Source organism: Sulfitobacter sp. F26169L, assembly GCF_026410285.1.
Taxonomy (GTDB): Bacteria; Pseudomonadota; Alphaproteobacteria; order Rhodobacterales; family Rhodobacteraceae; genus Sulfitobacter.
In genome coordinates this window covers 248,596-269,451 of sequence record NZ_JAPMLP010000003.1, presented here as the reverse complement: position 1 = coordinate 269,451, position 20,856 = coordinate 248,596, and the positions used below count along the sequence as shown (strand labels likewise).

The following is a 20,856-nucleotide window of genomic DNA, read 5'->3' as shown; positions in this document are numbered from 1 at the left end:
CGACTCGAAGCATCCACTCTAGACATATGGCTGACAGAGGGAAGGGGCGGTGTGAAATAAAACGCCCCTATTGGAGGGTTTATGCCTGTAAAAGACGAGATCGAAAGCGCGTTGCGCGATGCATTCGCGGTTAAGCGTTTGTCCGTGACAGACGTTAGCGAAGCGCATCGCGGCCATGCAGGCTTTCGCGAGGGAGGCGAGACGCATTTTGATGTGGTGATTGTCGCCCCCGATTTTGATGGGCTAAGCCGTGTGGCAAAACACCGCGCCGTTCATTCAGCGCTGGGGGCGGAGCTGATTGCGCGCATTCACGCGTTGTCGCTGGATATTTCGGCTTAGGTTTCGGGCTTTTCGCCTTTTTCGGCTGTATCATCCCGGGCAGTTGAGGCGACGCTGCGCGCGCGGGCGAGGATGCTCAGCGAGGGGCCAATGGATTTGTTGCTCTGCGTATCTTCAACACCGTTATCGGAAAGTAGTTCTTCATCATCGTCATCTGATTGGAAATGCCTCTGGCGCGCATTTGTCTCGTCTTGCGTGGACACTGGGGGCGCTGGCAGAAGTTCGGGCTGGAACTCTTCAGCATCGCCACTGCGCAAACGGCGAAAAACCAAAACGTTGCGCCACTCCGTCATTGATCCGGCAATTCCTGAACGCTCGATTGATGGCAGCGTTTCAGCGCGCTGATACTCCCAGCCGTAACCTGCCATTCCGTTCATAAGCTCTTGAAGGGCATAGGAAAAACGCGCTTCGGCGCCGCGAACGCCTTTTCCTTTTATCCCTTTTGAAGGGGCGGCGACAACTTTGTATTCATAGCGGGGCATGGGGGAACTTCCGGTGGTTTGGCATGTTTTAGCGCGCGGCGACGCGAAAGGGAACAGGCAGCATTAGACAAACCCTTGACATTTCAGGCGCGGTGCTTTGTCAGACTCATGTTGAAGGTGATATGTCCTCGAAAGCGGCAGCCGCGCGCCCGTGCCATCTCAATGCATGGCGATTACTTGCGCGTAATCCCGATCTTGCGGCCCATACGCTCGGGCTTTGGCAAGTCGGCTTGCTGTTTTGCGATGTTTGCAAGTTTTGCCATGATGTCATCGGGCATTTTTGCGACTTTGGGCGTTTCGCCGGATTGGTCGACATGCAGCGTCAGCGCTTCACCCGTAGCGGCCAGCCAACCGTCTTCGTGCCAAAGCTCCTGATATATATGAAAACGTTTTTCATCGTAATCCAGCAGGTGAAGTGTTGATATGACGCGGTCACCTTCATGCAATTCGCGCAGGTAACAAATGTGAAATTCAGCCACGTAGGTGGTGCATCCGGTACGTTCGCGGTAATCGGGGCCAAAGCCCAGATGCGGATAGGCCTGATCTGCCCCCTGATCCATCAGAACGGAATAATATGCCATGTTCAGATGACCGTTGTAGTCGATCCATTCTGGCAAAACGGTGAGCGGGGAGGAGCGGAAAATATCTGTCATGTGCAAGGTCTAGCACGTGGTTTCCAAACCTGCGAGATTGTATTTCTGGTTCCGGCCGTAACGCTGAGGATGTCGCAGCGCACCCCTCAGCTATCGTTAAAAATTGCGCGCTGTTGGGCGATTTCCCTGCGCAGAATGTTTCTGGTCTTGTCATCGATATCGGCGCCGTTAATCACCCGCATTGCCCGCAACATCCCCGATGACCAGCTTTTGTTGACGCTTTGCGGTATTTCGAATGTGGCGAGTTCCGCCGCCGGTACACCGCACGCCTTAAGAATACCTTCACCGGGGAAAAGGGCGGCGTCTTCCATTTTGTGAATACGGATATCCTTGTCGCCGTGTGCCTCGGAAACCGCCGCGATGTGTGTGGTGATATCGAAATCCGCTGGCAGGGTATCTTTGAACGCCTGCAAGTCGTGGGTGTAGCGGGTTTGCTTTACCGCTTGGTTATACAGGCTTTTGACCCATTTCTGATGATCGCGCACCACGATATGAAACACGGTATTTTCTATCGGCAAAACATCTGCCAGCGCATCAAGGGCATGCGAAAGGGCTGGAAAAACTCCGGTGTGGGTTTCAAACTGTCCCGGATGTGGCCCTGACAAGCCTTCATCCGTCATCAGCACCGGCTTGTCATCATTGACCTCGGCCAAGGGCATCTCAAGAGCTGTTTCCAGATGGCTGGCAAGCGTTGCGCGGTTTATTCCGGTTTCGTAGTTCTGGCGGATATAGGCATGCGCGCGCATCAATCCCTTGCGCTGTGGGCCGAAAGACATGCGGTTTATCACGCACAGCTTCGGGGACAGCTTTTCAGTGTTCAGTTGCAGTGCTTTCTGAAATGTTGTCGATCCGGTTTTGGGAAGACCGATATGCACATGGAATGTCGCCATTTCAGTCTCCTGCAAATTACGGGGGTGCGCCTTGTGGGGCGCAACCGCCGCAGTATCCGCAGTTATGCTTCAACCGTTCAGCTTGGCTGCGACCATCTCGTTCACAACCTTGGGGTTGGCTTTGCCGCCCGTTGCTTTCATCACCTGACCCACAAACCAACCTGCAAGCTTCGGGTTCTCGCGCGCTTTTGCAACCTGATCAGGGTTGGCGGCAATGATTTCATCTACCGCAGCTTCGATTGCGCCCGTGTCAGTGACCTGTTTCAAACCTTCGGTTTCCACCACCTCGGCGGGGTCGCGGCCGGTGGTGTAGGTGATTTCGAACACGTCTTTCGCGATTTTTCCGCTGATTGCACCTGATGCGATCAGATCAATGATTCCGCCTAGCAGCGCAGGGGGAACGGGGCTGTCCGAAATATCTTTTTCGTCTTTCTTCAAACGGCCGAACAGTTCGTTGATCACCCAGTTGGCTGCCATTTTGCCATCGCGCCCTTTTGCTGTTTCCTCGAAATAGCTGGAGGAATCCAGATCAGCCGTCAGCACGGAGGCATCGTAATCGGACAGGCCGAAATCGTTGATGAAGCGGGCCTTCTTGGCGTCGGGCAGCTCGGGCAGGGTGGCATTGATCTGGTCAACCCAATCTTGCTCAATCACCAGCGGCAGCAGATCGGGGTCGGGGAAGTAACGGTAATCATGTGCCTCTTCTTTGGAGCGCATGGAGCGTGTCTCCTGCTTGTCCGGATCAAACAGGCGGGTTTCCTGCACGACTTCACCGCCGGATTCAACAATCGCAATCTGGCGTTTTGCTTCTACTTCAATCGCTTGTTGGATAAAGCGCATGGAGTTCATGTTCTTGATCTCGCAACGGGTGCCAAGGTGCGAAAAATCACCTGTGGCTGCGTATTTTTCGTACTGGCCAGGGGCGCAGATAGATACGTTCACATCCGCACGCATGGCACCTGACTGCATGTCACCGTTACAGGTGCCAAGATAGCGCAGGATCTGGCGCAGTTTGCCAAGGTAGGCCGCCGCCTCTTCGGGCCCGCGAATGTCGGGGCGGCTGACAATCTCCATCAGGGCAACGCCTGTGCGGTTAAGGTCCACAAAAGACATGTTCGGGTCCATATCGTGGATGGATTTACCCGCGTCCTGTTCAAGGTGGATACGTTCAACCCCGACAAGCCTTGCCGTGCCATCGCCCATCTCAACCAGCACTTCACCCTCGCCGACGATGGGGTGGTAGAGCTGGCTGATCTGATAGCCTTGGGGCAAATCGGGATAGAAATAGTTTTTGCGGTCAAACGCCGACCAGAGGTTGATTTTTGCTTTCAGGCCAAGACCTGTGCGCACGGCCTGTTCGACGCAGAATTCGTTGATGGTAGGCAACATACCCGGCATTGCCGCATCCACAAAGGCGACATTGCTGTTCGGTTCGGCCCCGAATTTGGTCGAGGCCGCCGAGAAAAGTTTTGACTGCGAGGACACCTGCGCGTGGACCTCCATGCCGATCACCAGCTCCCAATCCTGCTTGGCCCCCGCAATAGTGCGGACTTTTGGCGTGTCGTAGGTGAGGTCGAGCATGGGAAAGCACCTTGTCTATGGTTGTTGGCACGGGTTTAGCGGTGCGGCGAAGGTGCTGCAAGAGGGGGTTGACGCCTGAATTGATCATCGCGCGCTCTGACCGAGAGGTCATTTGAGCTTGTTCCGGTGCGCATAATCTTTTGATTTGCGCGTTACCCGATTGGTCTGCTATTTCTGTATTGTCTCGACGTAATCCAGCAGGGCAATCATATCAGCTGTCGATACTTCGCCAGCGGGGGTGCCATCGGCAGAGGCATGTTGCAAACCAACTTTTCCAAACTCTGGCATTGCGGCGTCAGGATCTTCTTTCTCAAGAGTACCAAGCACAAAGCGATGCACAAATTCGCGCGGGAAAACGCCATCATTGCGCGCAGTGAGACCCGTCACATCGGGCGGCGCAACACCGAGGCCCAGCGATGCAGCACCCGCGCCGTCGCCCGTCGGGCTATGGCAATGTGAACACTCTTTGGCATAAATAACCTTGCCACGCTGAACGCTGGCGTTTTGCGGCATAAGGCCTGCGACACAGGCCCCGAGCAACGCGATGCCGAAAAACGGGGCGAGAGGTTTGATAATCGTCATCGGTACTGAAACTCCGCTTGGGTTGGGACATGGCGGACCTATTGTCGCCGATTGTTTCTGTGAGTATCTCACGATTAATTCACCGCAGCATTGATATGTATCAATCAACAGTGTCTGGCTGGCAGTTAGAAGCGGCAAGCCAAAGTCGGGGCTTGTCGCGATGATACCGGTTTAGGCGATCTGTGCTTTCAGTACACGGCGTAGAATTTTGCCGGACGCAGATTTGGGTATCTCTTCCACAAAATTCACGCGGTGGATCTGTTTGTAAGATGACAGCGTTTTGGCCAAATGTGCCTTGATTTCATCTTCTGACGGGTGGGGATCTGTCGCCACGACAAAAGCGATAGGAACTTCGCCTGCTTCGTCATCTGGTACGCCAATGACGGCGGCGTCGATGATGCCGTCATGTGTTACCAGCGTCGCTTCCAATTCCGCAGGGGCGACCTGAAACCCCTTGAATTTTATCAGCTCTTTCAGTCGGTCCACGATGAACATATAGCCTTCATCGTCGATATATGCGATGTCACCGGTTTTGAGCCATCCGTCAGGCGTCAGAGTTTCGGCGGTGGCTTTCTCGTTGTTCAGATAGCCTTTCATCACCTGCGGGCCTTTAATCCACAATTCGCCCTCTTTCCCGGCGGGCAGGTCTTCTCCGGTTTCGGGATCGACAATACGGCACTGCGTATTGGGCAGAGCCACGCCGGAGGAACCAGATTTCGGCTTGCCCAGCGGGGTGGTGTGGGAGACAGGCGAAAGTTCTGTCATGCCGAAGCCTTGAACAGACAAACAATCGATCCGCTTTGCAACTGCGTCAGAAACCTCGGCGCCCAAGGGGGCCGCGCCCGAGAATATCTGCTCTATCGAGGACAGATCGTAATTATCCACCGCCGGATGTTTGGCCAGTGCCAGCGCTACAGGCGGTACGATCCACATGCGGCGTGCCTTGTAATCCTGACTGATCTGCAAAAACAGCTCCAGATCAAAGCGGGGCATCGTGACGAGCGCACCACCTGCCGCAAGGTGGACGTTCATCAGAACGTTCATCCCGTAAATATGGAAAAACGGCAAAAACGCCGCGGCAACCTCTCCCGGACGCACATCACCACCCGCAATAATCTGATCGACGTTCACCACCAGATTGCGGTGAGACAGACGAACACCCTTCGGCATTCCGGTGGTCCCCGAGGAATAGGGCAACACGACGGAGTGTTCGTCCAGATCGACCGGCACCTGCTGTTCGATCGGGGTGCCATAAAACGCCGAAAGCGGTTCGGCATTATCGCTAGCTTCACCCATCACCACCACGGGCTGCCCTGCTGCATCTTTGGCAGCGGCGTGGGCGGTTTCCAAAAACATCGGGATAGTGATCAGAACATCTGCGGCGCTGTCACGCAACTGGTGCGCAACTTCGGAGGCGGTGTAGGTTGGGTTGATGGTTGTAATTGTGCCGCCAGCCCAAGCGACTGCATGAAACACAACGCAGTAATGCGGGTTGTTCGGCGACATCAACGCAACGGTTTTTCCCGCCCCCAGTCCGCGTGCGGTTAACCCGCCTGCAAGGGCTTTCACCTGGGCCATAAACTCGGCTGCGGTCATGCCCACGCCTGTTGTGCCATCGGTCAGCACCACCTCATCGGGGCGGGTGACGAGATTCTCGAAAACCCGTTCTGTAATGGATTGGTCGCGCAGCGCGATGTCTGCGGCGGCTGTGTGATATGTCATTATATTCTCTCCCTGAACCGCAGCTTAGGCAGAGGTGAACAGCGTGTCCAGACTGACGGTGCTCCGTTACACAGCGGTCGCGATTGGGCCTTCATCGGTGAAGATTATGCGTTTGCCTTCCGCGATTTCGCGTTTGAATAAACCTGCAATAATGCGCAGGGCATCATCCTGACCCGCCGCCGCAAATCGTGAGGCAGAGGAAACACGCAAGTTGTTCACAAATCCCTGCGCCGCGTGTGCCCAGATCATCGGGTGCAACTCGGTCAGGTGTTCGCGTACGATCCATCTGGCACAGGCCGCAATCTGGGCGCGGATATGATCGGCGGCGTCATTGCCGGAATAGGCCTGCCCCATGGTATTAGCACAATATGCCGCCAGCAGATTCACAGTATGCGGGTCGGGGCGGCGCATGACGATATCGTGCAGACCTTCCATGAAGAATGGCAGATCAAGACGCGCACAGGCTTCGTCATCAACGCTGATTGCGTCAAACATCACCCACGTATAACCACCCGCTCCCCATATCTGTTGCGTACGCGCGGCTGTGCGACGGGCCTCAAGCTCAAGCTCCTGATAAGTTCCATACCAACGCGGTAGCATATGTGTGCCAAGAGCACGCAAGGGGCTGGTGTTTTCTGGGTTAAGATTAATCAACGCTTCGTAACGGTCAGCGATGGATTTTGTGCTGATATTATCACCGCGTAACAGAGCGCAGGACGTACTGGCCAACAGTGCCGAATCCTTTGGCGCGTTGCGCAGCGATTTCACAATGTCGCGGGCGCGGGCAAAATGAGCATCAAATGCTTCACGATTCCGGGGGGCAATTTCTACATCCCAGCCAATGCCGCGCCACGCCCAAGCCATATCCATGTGTGCATGGGCGACGATACAGCCGATGATGTAATCGTCGGGGTATTCGGCCAGCACAAACTCTAACGCTTCGATGCCACGCATCAGGGGTGCATCGTGTTCGGGTACGCTGTCGAGTAAAGCGTGTTCTGCTGCCATTACGACATCGGCACGGGCGCCGAACGCCAGCAGCTCTGCCACGCTCATCCCGCCCGGAGTCATGGTATTGTTGCGGTCTGCCTCATTAATCAATCCTGACAACTTTTCCCAGTCCTCCTGCCGCACCAGCCGCAATGCGTGGTTCTGGTGCGCGTCGCGGGTGCGCTCCTCCAGCGTCGGATCGGGGCAGGGGATGCTTAGACTGTTCAGAATTCTGGCTGTAGTATCTGATTGCCGCGAGTTCTTTTTGCGGACGGGCGCGTCTTCTTGCACGGTCTCTGTGCATAGCTTCTTTGCGGCAGGTGGACTGTTGCGTTTGCGAAACGGCGAAGGTTTGGCGGGTGTGGTTGAGTTTACGCCGGCAGCCGTTTGAGCATCTGCGCGTTTGCTGCCGTCATCGGCAATGTCGGCGCGTTGCACACTGGGGCTAATGCCTTTCAGTTTGCGAAGCAGGGAGGCCATTTGCGTCATGCTGTCACCTAATGTTAAATGCCGAAGATTGTCTTGTCCGAACATCCCCGATCAATGGGGCGCGAAAGTGGCTTTGGCAGGGTGATGTCGCGAATTTCGCTGGGCGGGCGATAGAGATCACCTGAGAAATTGGGCGGATTGTTGCGTGGTTCGGGCGGATTGTTGCGAAACGCCGAAAGTGTTGCCTGGAAGCGGATAATTGGGCAGGGGCACGTGCGTATAATACTTGTCAGAAGCGTTTTTCGCGGATCATACTGCGCAGCATGAAACGCAAGATCTCCCATCCAGCTATTGTGCACGGCAACGCGGTGTCCAAGCTGTTGTGCGGTGTGGCCTGTATGATAATGCTGGGCCATAGTGCGGCGATTGCCCAAGAGGCGGATATTACACTGAAACCGGATGGGGCCATCGAAGTTACCGCGGCGCAGGATGCCGCAATTCTGGATGGCGAGACTTACACGATCCGCCCGCCTGCGCGCCCGACGCATGTGCCGCGTACACGCTGGCAGCATATGCAGGGCAATACATTGTGGACACGGGCCGCGCTGTCTGCGCTGAAGGATCACGGCAGCCCGCTGGTGGAGATGGTGCCGCGTGACATTACCGATTGGTGTCCGGCTTATCCCACAAACAGCGATGCAATGCGGCGGGCCTTTTGGGTGGGCTATATGTCAGCACTGGCGAAATACGAAAGCACGTATAAACCGTGGGCAGTGGGCGGCGGCGGCAGATGGTACGGGCTGCTCCAGATTTTGCCTGCAACAGCGCGCGGATATAAATGCGCCGCAGGCACCGGAGAGGCGTTGAAAAGCGGTGCGGCCAACCTTAGCTGCGGCATTCGTATAATGACCCATACGGTTGGGCGTGACGGCGTTATACACGGGCGCGATATCAAATGGCGCGGGGTATCGGCAGACTGGGGACCGATGCGCAATGAGAAAAAACGCGGCAATATGGCGGCATGGCTGAAAAGCCAGACCTACTGTAAGCTGCCCAATGCCACGCGGCCAAAAGCGCGTCCGTGATGCGACAGTATTAACCCATCAATGAAAAATGGTGCCGCTCGGTTTTGATGCCTGCCTGTCTTGCGGCGGATTCAAACGTAAGGTGCGGCGGCGTTGCGGCAAACGGAATGCGGATTTTCACACCGGAAGGGCGCACTATTGTAAGGCGCACGGACATATCAAGGCGGGTGTCAAACCGCAGGTGATCAATCTCGGTCACGGGTATGTCGGCCCGCTGTCGCGGGGTTTTCCAACGCAGATGCGTATCATCTAGGAACAGCGTAGAAACAGGATCAGCCACTAGATCGTAGAGTGCCGGCAGGGTGAATAAGAAGATAAACAGAAGCACCAATGGCGCGGCGTCCAGTAGGAGAAACGCCAGCGCCAGCATCGCCCAGACGATTGCCACCGTGATTGTAGTTGCGCGGCGCCGCCCGTTGCTTTGATAGTGGTAAGGCAGACTCATGCCGTGCGGAAGATACGGGCAAGAGCCCCCATTGCATCCGCTTGCGGCGCGCTGGGCATTCCGCGTGTGCCTGCCGCGGTGACATCTCCCAGCACGCTCATCATCTTGCTGAAGTAGGGGCCGTGGTCCAATTGCTTCAGCCGCTTGGTGAGCCGCTCGAACGCGGATGTCGGGCCGCCGCCCTGATCAACCAGCCATGCCGAAAGGATAATCGCGTCATCCACCTCAGACGGGTCAATCTGGAGATGTTTCGTGAGGGACGCAGCAAGGGTCGCATCGGCGAGTGTTGTGTTTTCGTCCATTCGGGCAAATGCAACGGCCATAGCCGCGACACACAAATCAGGACTGTGCAGGCTCACGATTGAATGAACGTTGGGTTGCGCGCGAAATCCGAGGCGCTTGGCAGCCGTGCGCACAGCGGGGGGGGCATCAATGAAACCACCCACGACATGCGCGCCACGCTGAAAATGGCGATACAGCAAAAACGCCGCGACAGCCGCGCTACAGAGCAATAGGGTGGTGAGCATTCAACTTCTCCGGTTAGACAATCCCCCGCCGTTCAGGGTAAACGGCGAACCGTTGAAATTGCTAGGGTTACCATACCCTAATTTCCGCAAGCCCACACAGGTTTGCAAGCGGTTTCGCTGCGGTCCGTTGTATTACCCATTCGAAATCCGCGTCAACATCTCGGTTGTATCACGGCTGAGGTCTGGCGTTGCCAGTATCCGGTCAACCTGTGCGCGCATCAACTCCTGTCGAGACCGGTCATACCGTTTCCACGTCTGGAAAGCGCTGCACATTCGGGCGGTGGTTTGCGGATTTACCGGATCAAGTTTGATTAACCAGTCGGCCAGCAGTTTGTAGCCCGCGCCGGATGCATGATGGAACCCGGCATGATGCATGGCAAGGCTGCTGAACACGGCGCGAAAGCGGTTTGGGTTTTTCCAATTGAAGTCGGGGTGTTTGGTCAGGTTGGCGGCAACTTCGTGTGCATCTTCTGGATCAGCCTCATTTACCTGAAGGCCGAACCACTTATCCATCACCAGACGGTCGTTCTTCCACTGTTCCTCGAACGCTTTGATCGCGGCCTCGCCGCGACCAGCGCGGATGAGACAGGCAAGCGCGGCAAGCTGCTGCGTCATGTTGTCAGCAGCGTCATACTGTTCTCGGGCCAGTTTACCATCATCGCTGCGTGAGAGCAGGCTCAGCGCGGAATTCGCCAGCGCACGCTTGCCCGATTGAATGGCATCTGGGGCGTAGGGCTCCGTGACGAGGTTGTCCTCATAAAGCTCTGGCAACACATCGCATAGTTCGCGCGCGATGGCGTCGCGCAGGGTTTCAAGGGCTGCGTGGATGATATCCGGCTCTGGTACATGACCCGCATCGTGCAGGGCAGTGGCCAGATCAGAGGGGCGTGGTAACGACAGGATCATGGCACGAAAGGCGGGGTCCAGCGTACCATCGGTCACCACGGCATGTAAGCCGCGCAAATAAGCAGGATCGGGCCGCGTCCCTTCGAGGATCATAGCAAGCAGTGTGTTGCGCGCCATTGTCTCCCCCGCTTCCCAACGGTTAAACGGATCGGTGTCGTGTGCCAGTAGATGCGCGCGCTGGGCATCTGTTAGCGGCTGTTCCAGCACAACCGGCGCAGAGAAACCGCGCAGGATAGAGGCGACAGGCCGCTCTGATAAGCCGTCGAATTTAAAGCTCTGGCTGGTTTCTGTCATTTCCAGCACGCGGGTTTCGGCAACTTCGGCTCCGTCAGGGCCGATCAGGCCGACAGCCAGCGGAATGACCTGCGGCTGCGGCGCGGGGGTGGCAGAAGTTGCGGCAAGGCTTTGCGTGAATGTCAGCGTCAATGCGCCTTCGGCCCAGTCTTCCTCGACCTTGAGGCGCGGGGTGCCGGCCTGTGAATACCAACGTTTGAACTGTGTCAGATCGCGCCCTGTGGTATCCTCGAAAACCTTCAACCAATCTTCTATCGTGGCGGCATCACCATCGTGGCGATCGAAATACAGTGTCACTGCATCGCTGTAGGCCTGATCCCCGACAAGGGTTTTAAGCATGCGTATCACTTCCGCCCCTTTTTCGTAGATCGTAGCGGTGTAGAAATTGTTGATCTCCTGAAAGCTTTCGGGACGCACAGGGTGGGCCAGCGGGCCTTGATCTTCGGGGAACTGGCGGGCGCGCAGATCAATCACATCGCTGATGCGCTTGACCGCCTCGCCGCGCATATCGGCGGTGAACTGGCTGTCGCGGAACACGGTCAAGCCCTCCTTGAGACACAGCTGGAACCAGTCGCGGCAGGTGATGCGATTGCCGGTCCAGTTGTGAAAGTACTCATGCGCGATGATTGCTTCGATGCGTTCGAAATTGCTGTCGGTGGAGGTGGCCTGAGAGGCCAGCACGGCAGAGGAGTTGAAGATATTCAGACCCTTGTTCTCCATCGCGCCCATGTTGAAATCATCCACCGCGACAATGTTGAAAAGTTCCAGATCATACTCGCGTCCGTAAACGTCTTCGTCCCATTTCATGCTGTCCTTCAAGGCTTGCATCCCGAAGGCGCATTTGCCCTCGTCGCCTTCACGCACATAAAGGTTCAAATCCACAACACGCCCCGAGCGGGTTGTGAAACGGTCGGAATGGGCTACCAGATCACCGGCCACAAGGGCAAACAGATAGGCCGGTTTTGGCCATGGATCATACCACTTGGCCGAGTGTTTGGAGGCGATCAACGGATTGCCGTTGGATAGCAAGACAGGATGCGGCCCCTCGATTGTCACGGTAAAAACGCTCATCACGTCAGGGCGGTCGGGGTAGTAGGTGATTTTGCGAAACCCCTCTGCCTCGCATTGGGTGCAATACATGCCGTTTGACATATAAAGTCCCTCAAGCGCAGTGTTTCCCGCCGGGTCAATTTCGACCTCGGCTTCCCAGGTAAAAGCACCCTCCGGCACATCTGTCGTCAACCCTTCGCTGGTGACTTCGGCTCTGACGGGATCACCGTTGATCTGCGCCGAGATCAACTTGAGGTTTTCACCGTGAAGAAACATCGTGCTGGGCGGGGCATCGGGATCTTCGACGTACACGGGATTCGGCGCAAAGCGGATGGTACTGCGCACGCGGGTGGCGTGCGGGTCCAGCGCAAAGTGCAATTCGACGCTTTCGACTGTCCAGGGGTATGGGGTATAGTCGGACAGGTAGATTGTCTGGGGAGCCGCGTCACGCATCTGGAAGCCTTTTGCTGGAACAATTTGTCAGGTGGCACGTTAAGTCTGCAACACCCTGCCTGCAAGGCAGGAGCAGCGAATAAGGAGAACAGACCATGTCTGCACCCGACACAAATATCAACAAACAAGAGAAACGCCACCGTCCGTCGCTTTGGAGTGTGAAAGGTGCGATGTTGATCGTCGTATTGATTTTCCTCGGCATTGTGGGGTTCAGTCTGATCACTTCGACCGGAGATGATGACGCAACCGACTCGGACGCAACAGGGCCGACAACCACCGCACCGGCTACAGACACTTACGAGCCGGGAACAAACAGCAGCGCGACACCGACTGCAACAGATTAAACCGGTCAATCTTACAAGCTTATCAGGGCATCCTTCTAAGATGCCCTTTTTTCTGTCCGGCAAAGGCCTAGTTTTTGCACATGTCAAAGCATACCAAGAAGTCGGATTTAGCCCAGAAAATATGTGCCACTTGCGGCAGGCCGTTCACTTGGCGCAAGAAGTGGGCGGCGGTCTGGGACGAGGTCCGGTATTGTTCGCAGCGGTGCAAAAGGGAGCGAAACGGACGTGCAGGCCGGTAGCCGGAAAAGCCGCGCGCGCCAAAGCGATCCTTAATCCTGCTTGCGAGACGGGCCTGTTGGGATTATCCCTTGCAGAAACTAACTTTCCTATCGGAAACTTATGTGCAGCGCACGGAGGGACACATCATGAAAAGAGTTGATCGCAACGGCTTGCAAGTTGATAAGCAACTGGCAGATTTCATTGAAGATAAAGCGCTGAATGGTCTGGATGTTTCTGCGGATACCTTCTGGAAAGGCTTTTCGGAGCTGGTTCACCAAAAAGGCCCGCAGAATCGCGCATTGTTGGAAAAGCGCAGCGAAATCCAGCGCCAGATAGACGAATGGCATCGCGCGCGTCAGGGTCAGGAGCATGATGCGCTGGCCTACACTGCGTTCCTCAAAGAAATCGGATATCTGGTGCCCGAAGGCGCGCCGTTCGAGATTGATACTGCCAATGTCGATGCTGAAATCGCTACAACGCCCGGACCACAGCTTGTGGTTCCGATTACCAACGCACGGTTTGCGCTGAATGCAGCGAACGCGCGCTGGGGGTCTTTGTATGATGCGTTTTATGGCACGGATGCGCTGGGCGATCTGCCTGGGGGGGGCGGTTACGACGAAGCGCGTGGCGCGCGCGTTGTGGCGCGCGCCAAGGCGTTTCTGGATGATGTCGCGCCGCTGGCATCCGGCAGTCACGTTGATGTAACCGGATATAGCGTAAGTGACGGCGCACTTGTGCCCGCTTTGCGAAACCCTAAACAGTTCGCAGGCTACACAGGCGACGCGGATGCGCCATCAGCGGTACTGTTGAAAAATAACGGTCTGCACGTCGAGATCAAGATAGACGCCGACCACGCTATCGGCAAAAACGATCCTGCGCATGTGGCTGACGTTGTGATGGAATCCGCGTTGAGCACCATTATGGATTGCGAAGACAGCGTTGCGGCAGTGGATGCGGAAGACAAGGTTGTCGCCTATTCCAACTGGCTGGGGCTGATGCGTGGCGACCTTGAGGAAAGCTTTGAAAAAGGCGGCAAGACCGTCACCCGCAGCATGAACCCCGACCGCATCTATACGGCACCTGATGGTGGCACGCTGACCCTCAAAGGGCGCTCCTTGATGCTGGTGCGAAATGTGGGGCATCTGATGACCAATCCTGCGGTGTTGGACCGTGACGGTCTGGAAGTGGGCGAAGGCCTGATGGATGCGATGGTTACAACGCTGATCGCGATGCATGATCTGAAGCGCGAGGGCGGTAACTCCCTCACCGGATCGGTCTATGTGGTAAAGCCCAAGATGCATGGCCCCGAGGAAGTGGTCTTTGCCGACGAGATATTTAGCCATGTCGAAAACGTGCTGGGCCTGCCTGCCAACACTGTTAAGCTGGGGATTATGGACGAGGAGCGGCGCACGTCGGTCAACCTTGCCGAGTGTATTCGCGCCGCGAAATCACGGGTCGCGTTTATCAACACGGGCTTCCTTGATCGCACAGGCGACGAAATCCATACCTCCATGCAGGCGGGACCGATGGTGCCGAAAGGGGAGATGAAATCCTCTGCTTGGATCAGTGCGTATGAGGATCGCAATGTGGACATCGGCCTTGCCTGCGGTCTGAAAGGACGGGCGCAGATTGGCAAGGGTATGTGGGCCATGCCGGACCTCATGGGTGAGATGCTGGAAGCCAAGATCGGCCACCCGAAAGCGGGCGCAACCTGTGCATGGGTGCCATCCCCGACAGCGGCCACTCTGCACGCAATGCACTACCACATGATTGATGTGATGGCGCGTCAGGACGAGATTGCCGCAGGCGGCGCGCGTGGCACGTTGGACGATCTGCTGACTATTCCGGTCATGGCAGGCCGCAATCTGAGTGATACGGAAATCACCCGTGAAATCGAAAATAACGCCCAGGGGATTCTTGGATACGTAGTTCGCTGGGTCGATCAGGGGGTTGGGTGCTCCAAAGTGCCGGACATCAATGATGTCGGTTTGATGGAAGACCGCGCTACTTGCCGCATTTCTGCGCAGGCACTTGCGAACTGGTTGCATCACGGGTTGGTCAGTGAGGATCAGGTTATGGCGGGGATGCGCAAGATGGCGGAAGTTGTCGACCGTCAGAACGCAGGTGATCCGTTGTATCAACCGATGGCACCGGCATTTGACGGGATTGCCTTTAAGGCGGCTTGCGAACTGGTGCTTGAGGGGGCAACGCAGCCTTCAGGCTATACCGAGCCTGTTTTGCATGCACGTCGGTTGGAGTTGAAAGCCGCCGGGTGATGTCTGTAATCGTACTGGGGGACTGAAGGGCCAGCCCTTCAGACTTCCCGGGATATTTTTAGCCAAAAGAAACGGGATAGCGACATGAGTGTATCATTGAGAAAAGCGCGGACGGTGATCCGCAAGGCCTTTGAAAAAGGGGCGGAGATGGAATTGAAGCCATTGTCTGCTGTGGTTCTGGATGCGGGTGGCCATGTGATTGCCTTCGAGCGGCAGGACGGTGCAGCGCCGGGGCGTTTCGCGATCGCGCATGGCAAGGCTTATGGTGCTGTTATGCTGGGCATGGCGGGCGAGGCGCAGATGGCGCGCGCCGAAGCGCAACCTTATTTTATGGCTGCTGTAAACGGTGTGTTTGGGGGGCAGGTTATCCCCGTGCCGGGTGGTGTCTTGCTGCGTTCGGCCAAAGGCGCGGTCATTGGTGCCGTTGGAGTGACGGGCGATACATCCGACAATGATGCGATCGCCGCAATGGCGGGGATTGAAGCGGCCAATCTGGTTGGTGAAGTCTAAAACCCACAGCGCTTATCGGAGGTCGGCCTGTATACAGCGCGGCCCCGAATGGTCTGTTGAGGCTTTTATAGATTGATTGTAGGCTGTCCGCAAAATTTTTCGAGCGGGAGTTATCGGGTATGAGTCGACCGGTTATCGGCATTATTGGCAACAGCTATCTTTTGAACGATCAGTACCGTGTGCATGCGGGTGGATTGATGAATTCCCAGGCGGTTGCGGAGGTGTCGGGCTGTATGCCTTTGGTCGTTCCCTCCGATCCTTCGCTTGTGTCTGTCGCGGAGCTGATGGATTGCTGCGACGGTTTTCTGCTTACCGGCGGGCGGCCCAATGTGCATCCTGAAGAATACGGCGAGACCGAAACACCGGCCCACGGGGATTTTGACCGCGCGCGTGATGCGCTGGCGTTAGAACTGACGCGGGCGTGTGTTGCCACGGGGCAGCCTTTGTTCGGCATCTGTCGCGGGTTTCAAGAAGTGAATGTTGCGATGGGGGGATCACTATACCCCGAAATCCGTGATTTGCCGGGACGGATGAACCACCGGATGCCGCCCGAAGGCTCCATCGAAGAAAAGTTCGAGTTGCGCCATGACGTACGGTTCACCAAAGGTGGGGTTTTTCACCGTGTCATGGGATCGGAGGTTGTGAGGACCAACACATTGCACGGACAAGGGATAAAGAAAGCCGGCCCACGTATTGTGGTGGACGGTTTCGCGGAAGATGGCACACCCGAAGCGATCTATGTGGATGGCGCGCCGGGATTCACACTCGCGGTGCAATGGCACCCTGAATATGAGGCGGCAAACGATCCGGTGTCGCGTCCGTTGTTCGAAGCTTTTGGCGCGGCAGCGCGTGAATGGGCCTCGGGTGCGCGGCCTGCTGCTGTGGCGCGCGCGGTTTAAGGATTTTCGAGCGCAGGCGACTGTACGCCTGCGCAGATGATGGCGGGATCTGCCGCTACATCATCCCGCCGGCAATTTCGATGCTCTGACCGTTGATGCTGCCGGAGTCATTGCCAACAAGCCAAGCAGCAGCTGCGGCGACTTCATCAACTGTAATCAGCCTGTTATGGCGATTGGCACTGACCATCATATCGCGAGCCGCATCGGTTGAGATGCCTGCACGCTCGGAAATGGATTGTGTGTTGCGTGTAACGATAGGGGTGTCCACATACCCCGGACACAGAGAGTTAAACGTGTAGGGCTTGCCCATATACTCTTCGGAAAGCGAGCGGATCAGGCCGATCATCCCGTGTTTTGAAGCGGAGTAACACGCCGCTCCCGGCAAGCCGCGAAGCCCCGCCATGGAGGACACAGCGATTACGCGGCCCCAATCGGTGTCGCGCATGCCTTTCAGGCTTTCGCGGATGGTCAGAAAAGCGCCGTCGAGATTTGTCGCCATCATGTCCCGCCAGAATGTCATATCGGTTTTATGCGCGGCCTTGCCGGTGGCCAGACCTGCGTTGGGCACACATATCTGGATCGGCCCACGGGCTGCGACAGCGGTTGCGATTTTTCCAACAACATCGTCTTCATCGCGCACATCCATAGCCATCGGTGTCATCCCGACGGTTGCAACTTCGTCCAGCACAGACTGTCTGCGGCCCGTGATGGTCACATGTGCGCCGCGTTCAACCAGCATTTGCGCAATGGCAAACCCGATGCCGGTGCCGCCGCCGGTGACCAGTGCGTGTTTTCCGTTCAGTGTCATGAATCTCTCTCCTGTTTTTGCCAGCCTAGGACGCTGGTGCCTCAGGCGATAGAGGGCGGTAATCTGACGTGACGGCAAAATAGATGATTCTGTTTCTCGGCGAGGTTCATTGTTGCGCTGACCTGTGGTGTCGTTGAAATATTATTTCAACGGTTAAAAAAGCAAGGAATTGCCTAAAAAACGTCCGGACCTGCGAAAAATTCGCGAAACACTGCGTAATATGGCTGTGCCACGCTTGTTTGTCGCGGGTCTGCGGGGTAGGTCGGTGGGCATCATCTGCGACACGCCAGTTTCGCCACAGTAATCGAATTTTGGGAGATTTTGAGTGAAGATCGGGACACCTAAAGAAGTATTTGAAGGCGAGCGCCGCGTGGCGATGACGCCCGAGAGTGCGCTTCAACTGCAAAAACTGGGGCATGAGTGCCTGATAGAAACCGGAGCAGGAGTTGCATCTGGATTTGACGATGCGGCCTATGCGGACGCAGGCGTCGAGATTGTCAAAACCGCCGCTGCATTGTGGAAAGCGGCAGATATCGTTGCCAAAGTGCGCGCGCCGGATGACACTGAGATGAAGCGTCTGCGCGATGGGCAGACCCTGATTTCTTTCTTCTCTCCGGTTGGGGATGAGGCGAAGATGCAGTCGGCTGCCAAGAAAGGCGCCACTGTTGTCGCGATGGAGATGATCCCGCGGATTTCACGTGCGCAGAAAATGGACGCGCTAAGCTCCATGGCCAACATCGCAGGCTACCGTGCGGTGATCGAGGCGGGCAACAACTTTGGCCGCTTCTTTACCGGACAGATCACGGCGGCGGGTAAGGTTCCGCCAGCCAAGGTACTGGTTGTGGGGGCGGGTGTGGCCGGACTGGCGGCAATCGGGACATCCACCAGCCTTGGTGCCATTACGTTGGCGTTTGACGTGCGGCCCGAAGTGGCCGAGCAGGTTGAAAGCATGGGTGCCGAGTTTGTGTATCTGGATTTCGAGGAAGAGCAGCAGGACGGTTCCGCCTCTGGCGGCTATGCTTCTGTTTCTTCCCCTGAATTCCGTGAGGCGCAGTTGGCGAAGTTCCGTGAATTAGCGCCGGAAGTTGACATCGTTATTACGACTGCGTTGATCCCGAACCGCGAAGCGCCCGAGCTTTGGACCGAGGACATGGTCGCCGCCATGAAGCCCGGATCGGTGATTGTCGATCTGGCAGCGGAAAAGGGCGGTAACTGCAAGCTGACCGTACCGGACGAGAAGATTGTCACCGACAATGGTGTGACCATCATCGGCTATACCGATTTCCCCAGCCGGATGGGCACGCAAGCCTCCACCTTGTATGCGACCAATATCCGCCATTTGCTAACTGATCTGACGCCGGAAAAAGACGGTGTGATCAATCACGACATGGAAGACGATGTGATCCGCGGTGCAACGATTACGCATGCCAAGGAAGTAACCTTTCCGCCACCACCTCCCAAAGTTGCCGCGATTGCCGCCGCGCCGAAAAAACCGGCGGTAAAAGAGCTGACTGCCGATGAAAAACGCTCTGCCGAGTTGGCGGCGTTCAAGGCGCAGACGAAAAATCAGGTGATGTTGCTGGGTATTGGCGGCGCGCTGTTGCTGCTGGTGGGCCTATTCGCGCCGGCCAGCTTTATGCAGCACTTTATCGTGTTTGTGTTGTCGGTATTTATCGGTTTCCAGGTGATCTGGGGTGTGGCGCACAGCCTGCACACACCATTGATGGCGATCACCAACGCAATTTCCTCGATCATCATTCTGGGCGCGCTGATGCAAATCGGTTCGGGCTCATTCCTGGTGGTTTTACTTGCTGCTTTGTCGGTCTTTATGTGCGGGATCAACATATTCGGTGGCTTCCTCGTAACACGGCGTATGCTCGCCATGTTCCAGAAATCTTAAGGGAGCGGGAAACATGGATTACGGTTTCACAACAGCGGCCTATGTCGTCGCAGCAATCCTTTTTATCCTCTCGCTGGGCGGGTTGTCCGGTCAGGAGAGTGCCAAGCGCGCTGTATGGTATGGCATTGTAGGCATGGCGCTGGCCGTTGCGGCCACGCTGATCGGTCCGGGATCGGGGTATTGGCTTTTGTCGATCCTGCTGATCGCAGGGGGCGGCGCAATCGGCTACCAACTGGCGACCCGCGTGCAGATGACACAGATGCCTGAACTGGTTGCAGCCATGCACAGTCTTGTGGGTCTGGCCGCCGTATTCGTCGGCGTGATTGCGCACTTCGAAATTAAACGCGTAAGCGGATTGATGGCAGCTGGTGGCGATATTTCACAACTGGGGACGTTTGCGGCGTTGATTGCCAAGAAATCGGCGGTCGAGATCAACATCCTGCGGGTTGAACTGTTCCTCGGGGTGTTCATCGGTGCGGTTACATTTACAGGTTCCGTTATCGCATATGGCAAACTGGCCGGTCGCGTTTCGTCGGCAGCGGAAAAGCTGCCCGGCGGTCATCTTCTCAATATCGCAGCGGCAGCGCTTTCTGTGATAACGCTGGTCTGGTACTTCAACACCGGCGATTTCTTCCCGCTGTTCCTTATGATGCTGGCTGCACTGTTTATCGGGTATCACCTGATCATGGGAATTGGTGGGGCGGACATGCCGGTGGTTGTCTCCATGCTTAACAGCTATTCCGGCTGGGCTGCGGCGGCGATCGGTTTCAGCCTCGGTAACGATCTGCTGATTGTTGTCGGTGCGCTGGTTGGTTCTTCCGGTGCGATCCTGTCCTACATCATGTGTAAGGCGATGAACCGTTCGTTCATCTCTGTGATCCTCGGCGGCTTTGGTGGCCCCGCAGGGGAGCAGATGGCCGTGGAAGGCGAGCAGATCGCAATTGAAGCGGAGGGTGTGGCCGCAGCGCTAAATGAAGCGGACAGCGTTATCATCATTCCCGGATACGGTATGGCGGTTGCACAGGCGCAAACAGCGGTGAGCGAGCTGGTCAAAAAGCTGCGCGCGAAGGGCAAGAATGTGCGCTTTGCCATTCACCCCGTTGCAGGGCGTTTGCCCGGGCACATGAACGTGCTGTTGGCCGAAGCCAAGGTACCCTATGATATCGTTATGGAGATGGACGAGATCAACGATGATTTCCCCTCCACCGACGTGGCGATTGTGATCGGTTCGAATGATATCGTGAACCCTGCGGCGCAGGACGATCCAAACAGCCCCATCGCTGGTATGCCGGTTCTGGAATGTTGGAAAGCCAAGCAGGTGTTTGTCTCCAAGCGCGGGCAGGGCACGGGATATTCCGGCATCGAAAACCCGCTGTTCTTCAAGGAGAACACGCGCATGTTCTACGGCGATGCAAAGGCGTCCCTTGATAAGCTACTGCCGATGATCGACTGACCGGTTTTGGAAAAACCGG

20 protein-coding genes are annotated in these 20,856 nt (G+C 56.4%); 9 read left to right on the top strand and 11 right to left on the bottom strand.

Annotation, left to right across the window (positions count from 1 at the left end; translation table 11 throughout):
* The first annotated feature begins 81 nt into the window (after nucleotides 1-81).
* Nucleotides 82-339 (top strand): BolA family protein, encoded by a 258-nt coding sequence (locus OS189_RS08120; RefSeq protein ID WP_267166795.1) that lies wholly within the window; start codon nucleotides 82-84, stop codon nucleotides 337-339.
* Here OS189_RS08120 and OS189_RS08115 read toward each other — a convergent pair.
* From OS189_RS08115 to OS189_RS08085, 7 genes are all read right to left on the bottom strand, one after another.
* Nucleotides 336-821, bottom strand: coding sequence for a hypothetical protein (locus tag OS189_RS08115; protein WP_267166794.1), 486 nt, complete (start codon nucleotides 819-821; stop codon nucleotides 336-338). The genes OS189_RS08120 and OS189_RS08115 overlap by 4 nt on opposite strands.
* A 173-nt stretch (nucleotides 822-994) precedes the next feature.
* Entirely contained in the window at nucleotides 995-1,474 is a 480-nt protein-coding gene (locus OS189_RS08110; protein ID WP_267166793.1) for a thioesterase family protein, read from the bottom strand.
* A gap of 86 nt (nucleotides 1,475-1,560) precedes the next feature.
* On the bottom strand, nucleotides 1,561-2,364 hold the full coding sequence (locus OS189_RS08105; RefSeq protein ID WP_267166792.1) for a hypothetical protein: 804 nt from the start codon (nucleotides 2,362-2,364) through the stop codon (nucleotides 1,561-1,563).
* A 69-nt stretch (nucleotides 2,365-2,433) separates the two neighbouring features.
* Nucleotides 2,434-3,945 (bottom strand): Asp-tRNA(Asn)/Glu-tRNA(Gln) amidotransferase subunit GatB, encoded by a 1,512-nt coding sequence (gatB, locus tag OS189_RS08100; RefSeq protein ID WP_267166791.1) that lies wholly within the window; start codon nucleotides 3,943-3,945, stop codon nucleotides 2,434-2,436.
* A gap of 168 nt (nucleotides 3,946-4,113) precedes the next feature.
* Nucleotides 4,114-4,527, bottom strand: a complete 414-nt coding sequence (locus tag OS189_RS08095) for a c-type cytochrome (RefSeq protein WP_267166790.1) — start codon at nucleotides 4,525-4,527, stop codon at nucleotides 4,114-4,116.
* Nucleotides 4,528-4,698: 171 nt separating this feature from the next.
* Entirely contained in the window at nucleotides 4,699-6,249 is a 1,551-nt protein-coding gene (locus tag OS189_RS08090) for an AMP-binding protein (protein ID WP_267166789.1), read from the bottom strand.
* A gap of 66 nt (nucleotides 6,250-6,315) precedes the next feature.
* Nucleotides 6,316-7,728, bottom strand: a complete 1,413-nt coding sequence (locus OS189_RS08085; RefSeq protein WP_267166788.1) for a glycosyltransferase family protein — start codon at nucleotides 7,726-7,728, stop codon at nucleotides 6,316-6,318.
* A gap of 263 nt (nucleotides 7,729-7,991) precedes the next feature.
* Here OS189_RS08085 and OS189_RS08080 point away from each other — a divergent pair, with 263 nt between their 5' ends.
* Entirely contained in the window at nucleotides 7,992-8,753 is a 762-nt protein-coding gene (locus OS189_RS08080; RefSeq protein ID WP_267166787.1) for a transglycosylase SLT domain-containing protein, read from the top strand.
* Between the two features lie 10 nt (nucleotides 8,754-8,763).
* On the opposite strand, the gene OS189_RS08075 is transcribed toward OS189_RS08080, so the two are convergent.
* From OS189_RS08075 to pepN, 3 genes are all read right to left on the bottom strand, one after another.
* Nucleotides 8,764-9,198, bottom strand: coding sequence for a hypothetical protein (locus OS189_RS08075; RefSeq protein ID WP_267166786.1), 435 nt, complete (start codon nucleotides 9,196-9,198; stop codon nucleotides 8,764-8,766).
* A complete protein-coding gene (locus OS189_RS08070) occupies nucleotides 9,195-9,725 on the bottom strand; it encodes a hypothetical protein (protein ID WP_267166785.1) in 531 nt (176 codons plus the stop codon). Before OS189_RS08070 ends, OS189_RS08075 begins: the two co-directional genes overlap by 4 nt.
* A 132-nt stretch (nucleotides 9,726-9,857) precedes the next feature.
* Nucleotides 9,858-12,428 (bottom strand): aminopeptidase N, encoded by a 2,571-nt coding sequence (pepN, locus tag OS189_RS08065; protein ID WP_267166784.1) that lies wholly within the window; start codon nucleotides 12,426-12,428, stop codon nucleotides 9,858-9,860.
* A 95-nt stretch (nucleotides 12,429-12,523) separates the two neighbouring features.
* Between pepN and OS189_RS08060 the strand changes: the two genes are divergently transcribed.
* From OS189_RS08060 to OS189_RS08040, 5 genes are all read left to right on the top strand, one after another.
* A complete protein-coding gene (locus OS189_RS08060; protein ID WP_267166783.1) occupies nucleotides 12,524-12,772 on the top strand; it encodes a hypothetical protein in 249 nt (82 codons plus the stop codon).
* An 80-nt stretch (nucleotides 12,773-12,852) separates the two neighbouring features.
* Nucleotides 12,853-13,011, top strand: a complete 159-nt coding sequence (locus OS189_RS08055) for a DUF2256 domain-containing protein (RefSeq protein ID WP_267166782.1) — start codon at nucleotides 12,853-12,855, stop codon at nucleotides 13,009-13,011.
* Between the two features lie 126 nt (nucleotides 13,012-13,137).
* Nucleotides 13,138-15,267 carry a malate synthase G gene (locus OS189_RS08050; RefSeq protein ID WP_267166781.1) on the top strand — a complete coding sequence of 710 codons (2,130 nt, stop codon included), beginning with the start codon at nucleotides 13,138-13,140 and terminating at the stop codon, nucleotides 15,265-15,267.
* An 84-nt stretch (nucleotides 15,268-15,351) separates the two neighbouring features.
* The gene (locus OS189_RS08045; RefSeq protein ID WP_267166780.1) at nucleotides 15,352-15,777 is read left to right on the top strand and encodes a GlcG/HbpS family heme-binding protein; all 426 of its coding nucleotides are present in this window, start codon (nucleotides 15,352-15,354) and stop codon (nucleotides 15,775-15,777) included.
* Nucleotides 15,778-15,896: 119 nt separating this feature from the next.
* Nucleotides 15,897-16,676 (top strand): gamma-glutamyl-gamma-aminobutyrate hydrolase family protein, encoded by a 780-nt coding sequence (locus tag OS189_RS08040; RefSeq protein ID WP_267166779.1) that lies wholly within the window; start codon nucleotides 15,897-15,899, stop codon nucleotides 16,674-16,676.
* Nucleotides 16,677-16,731: 55 nt separating this feature from the next.
* On the opposite strand, the gene OS189_RS08035 is transcribed toward OS189_RS08040, so the two are convergent.
* Nucleotides 16,732-17,484 (bottom strand): SDR family NAD(P)-dependent oxidoreductase, encoded by a 753-nt coding sequence (locus tag OS189_RS08035; RefSeq protein WP_267166778.1) that lies wholly within the window; start codon nucleotides 17,482-17,484, stop codon nucleotides 16,732-16,734.
* A gap of 325 nt (nucleotides 17,485-17,809) precedes the next feature.
* Between OS189_RS08035 and OS189_RS08030 the strand changes: the two genes are divergently transcribed.
* Together OS189_RS08030 and OS189_RS08025 are read left to right on the top strand one after the other, a co-directional pair.
* Nucleotides 17,810-19,384 carry a Re/Si-specific NAD(P)(+) transhydrogenase subunit alpha gene (locus OS189_RS08030; RefSeq protein ID WP_267166777.1) on the top strand — a complete coding sequence of 525 codons (1,575 nt, stop codon included), beginning with the start codon at nucleotides 17,810-17,812 and terminating at the stop codon, nucleotides 19,382-19,384.
* A gap of 13 nt (nucleotides 19,385-19,397) precedes the next feature.
* The gene (locus OS189_RS08025) at nucleotides 19,398-20,837 is read left to right on the top strand and encodes an NAD(P)(+) transhydrogenase (Re/Si-specific) subunit beta (RefSeq protein ID WP_267166776.1); all 1,440 of its coding nucleotides are present in this window, start codon (nucleotides 19,398-19,400) and stop codon (nucleotides 20,835-20,837) included.
* Nucleotides 20,838-20,856: the final 19 nt, after the last annotated feature.

Excerpts from the sequence above, each read along its gene's own strand:
- OS189_RS08080 (WP_267166787.1), top strand. The coding sequence starts at position 7,992 with ATGAAACGCAAGATCTCCCATCCAGCTATTGTGCACGGCAACGCGGTG.
- OS189_RS08055 (WP_267166782.1), top strand. The coding sequence starts at position 12,853 with ATGTCAAAGCATACCAAGAAGTCGGATTTAGCCCAGAAAATATGTGCC.
- OS189_RS08040 (WP_267166779.1), top strand. The coding sequence starts at position 15,897 with ATGAGTCGACCGGTTATCGGCATTATTGGCAACAGCTATCTTTTGAAC.
- OS189_RS08120 (WP_267166795.1), top strand. The coding sequence starts at position 82 with ATGCCTGTAAAAGACGAGATCGAAAGCGCGTTGCGCGATGCATTCGCG.
- OS189_RS08085 (WP_267166788.1), bottom strand. The coding sequence starts at position 7,728 with ATGACGCAAATGGCCTCCCTGCTTCGCAAACTGAAAGGCATTAGCCCC.
- gatB (WP_267166791.1), bottom strand. The coding sequence starts at position 3,945 with ATGCTCGACCTCACCTACGACACGCCAAAAGTCCGCACTATTGCGGGG.
- OS189_RS08075 (WP_267166786.1), bottom strand. The coding sequence starts at position 9,198 with ATGAGTCTGCCTTACCACTATCAAAGCAACGGGCGGCGCCGCGCAACT.
- OS189_RS08090 (WP_267166789.1), bottom strand. The coding sequence starts at position 6,249 with ATGACATATCACACAGCCGCCGCAGACATCGCGCTGCGCGACCAATCC.
- OS189_RS08060 (WP_267166783.1), top strand. The coding sequence starts at position 12,524 with ATGTCTGCACCCGACACAAATATCAACAAACAAGAGAAACGCCACCGT.
- OS189_RS08115 (WP_267166794.1), bottom strand. The coding sequence starts at position 821 with ATGCCCCGCTATGAATACAAAGTTGTCGCCGCCCCTTCAAAAGGGATA.
- OS189_RS08035 (WP_267166778.1), bottom strand. The coding sequence starts at position 17,484 with ATGACACTGAACGGAAAACACGCACTGGTCACCGGCGGCGGCACCGGC.
- OS189_RS08050 (WP_267166781.1), top strand. The coding sequence starts at position 13,138 with ATGAAAAGAGTTGATCGCAACGGCTTGCAAGTTGATAAGCAACTGGCA.
- OS189_RS08110 (WP_267166793.1), bottom strand. The coding sequence starts at position 1,474 with ATGACAGATATTTTCCGCTCCTCCCCGCTCACCGTTTTGCCAGAATGG.
- OS189_RS08095 (WP_267166790.1), bottom strand. The coding sequence starts at position 4,527 with ATGACGATTATCAAACCTCTCGCCCCGTTTTTCGGCATCGCGTTGCTC.
- pepN (WP_267166784.1), bottom strand. The coding sequence starts at position 12,428 with ATGCGTGACGCGGCTCCCCAGACAATCTACCTGTCCGACTATACCCCA.
- OS189_RS08070 (WP_267166785.1), bottom strand. The coding sequence starts at position 9,725 with ATGCTCACCACCCTATTGCTCTGTAGCGCGGCTGTCGCGGCGTTTTTG.
- OS189_RS08025 (WP_267166776.1), top strand. The coding sequence starts at position 19,398 with ATGGATTACGGTTTCACAACAGCGGCCTATGTCGTCGCAGCAATCCTT.
- OS189_RS08105 (WP_267166792.1), bottom strand. The coding sequence starts at position 2,364 with ATGGCGACATTCCATGTGCATATCGGTCTTCCCAAAACCGGATCGACA.
- OS189_RS08045 (WP_267166780.1), top strand. The coding sequence starts at position 15,352 with ATGAGTGTATCATTGAGAAAAGCGCGGACGGTGATCCGCAAGGCCTTT.